Source organism: Microcoleus harperi Pol14_C6 (assembly GCF_036701295.1).
In the GTDB taxonomy this organism is placed as follows: domain Bacteria; phylum Cyanobacteriota; class Cyanobacteriia; order Cyanobacteriales; family Microcoleaceae; genus Microcoleus.
The window spans coordinates 1-1,293 of sequence record NZ_JAUBQN010000112.1 but is presented as its reverse complement, the minus strand read 5'-3'; the positions used below and the strand labels follow the sequence as shown (position 1 = coordinate 1,293).

The window sequence follows — 1,293 nt, the reverse complement described above, 5'->3', positions numbered from 1 at the left end:
ATATCAGGTTCGGGTAATTACTTATAATATTAATTCGGGCGCTCGAACTTGAATTCGGGCGCTCGAACTTGAATTCGGGCGACCGAATATTAATTTGCAGGGGAGACCACTCCAGAGCCGCTCTGGGTGAGGACCTCGAACTGATCCAACTCAATTAATTGTCAACGGTCGGCGAGTCAAAGGCCACCAATGAAAACAAGTCAGTCCGCGAATCAAGTCTTGTTGACCCAGCAATTGCTGACAACGATAGACCAACAGCTCTTCTAACTCGTCAAGATTTTGGGGTGAGCAATTGGCTACGACTTCATTAGTAAGTGGCCACAATCGTTCTGCTGGCTGTAATTCGGGAGAATGTGATGGCAACTCGAACAAATCAATGCCTTCAGGAATCACTAGCTCTTGAGACTGATGCCATCCAGCGAAAGTCAACGACCAGCAGCACTCGTTTATCTGGCCCCCATTCAAATACTCTCGTGCAAAATCGGCCAACACCCGATTAAACAGTTGAGTGTTGACAAACGGCAGCAACCACCAATAAGTTTCTCCTGACTCGGGGTGGACAAAACTATAAACCCACAGCCACTTGTATTGATGTTTGACCTCGGCAGTGGGTTGTTCCCCAACCAGCGTCCAGACTCGGCGCAATACTGGTAGCAGTCCCAAGCGATGTTCGTCCATCGCCCAAACTTCAATCTCTGCTTGAGGGTATTTAGCTTGTAAAAATCTCAACTCGAAATGAAGTTTTTTTTCCACTGTTGTTGTTGAGAGAGGTCAGTTTCCTGATGCTGCGGTCTGGGGACTTTCAAACGGTAGCCCATTTCCCGAAGATATTCCCATCCCCGATGGCGACTGATCTGCTCTCCTGTCGACTCACTTAACCAATCAGCGACTTTGCGACCATTCCATAAACCGCCATCGGGAGCTGGCCCAGATAGGACTTGCCACAGTTGCGCTCTTTGTAGGTCGTTGAGTTGAGGAGGTTGCCCACGATTGGACGAACGTCTATCGCTTAAGGCGCCAGCCCCCAATTGGTTGTAGCGTCGCAGCAGTTGGTAAATCCAAATCCGGCTGTAACCGGTAACTTGAGACACCGCTAGTGGGGTGTGGCCCGAGGCCAGTAACCAGATGATCTGGTAGTGGCTGCGTTCGACTAACCCTGAACTTGTCCGGTAGCGAGTGTAGAGTTCCTGGACACTTAAGTGCGGTTCTAACTGGACTTTTTTTGGCATAGGGGGTTTGGCCTCCCTGTGAATCGGCTGCCCTTAATTATAACTAATTATCCGAACCTGATAT

2 protein-coding genes are annotated in these 1,293 nt (G+C 49.3%); both read right to left on the bottom strand.

What is annotated here, in order from left to right:
- Window positions 1–150 precede the first annotated feature (150 nt).
- On the bottom strand, window positions 151–753 hold the full coding sequence (locus QUA27_RS27605) for a transposase (RefSeq protein WP_445251561.1): 603 nt from the start codon (window positions 751–753) through the stop codon (window positions 151–153).
- A complete protein-coding gene (locus QUA27_RS27600; RefSeq protein WP_445251560.1) occupies window positions 726–1,229 on the bottom strand; it encodes a winged helix-turn-helix domain-containing protein in 504 nt (167 codons plus the stop codon). The genes QUA27_RS27605 and QUA27_RS27600 overlap by 28 nt, the downstream gene beginning before the upstream one ends.
- Window positions 1,230–1,293: the final 64 nt, after the last annotated feature.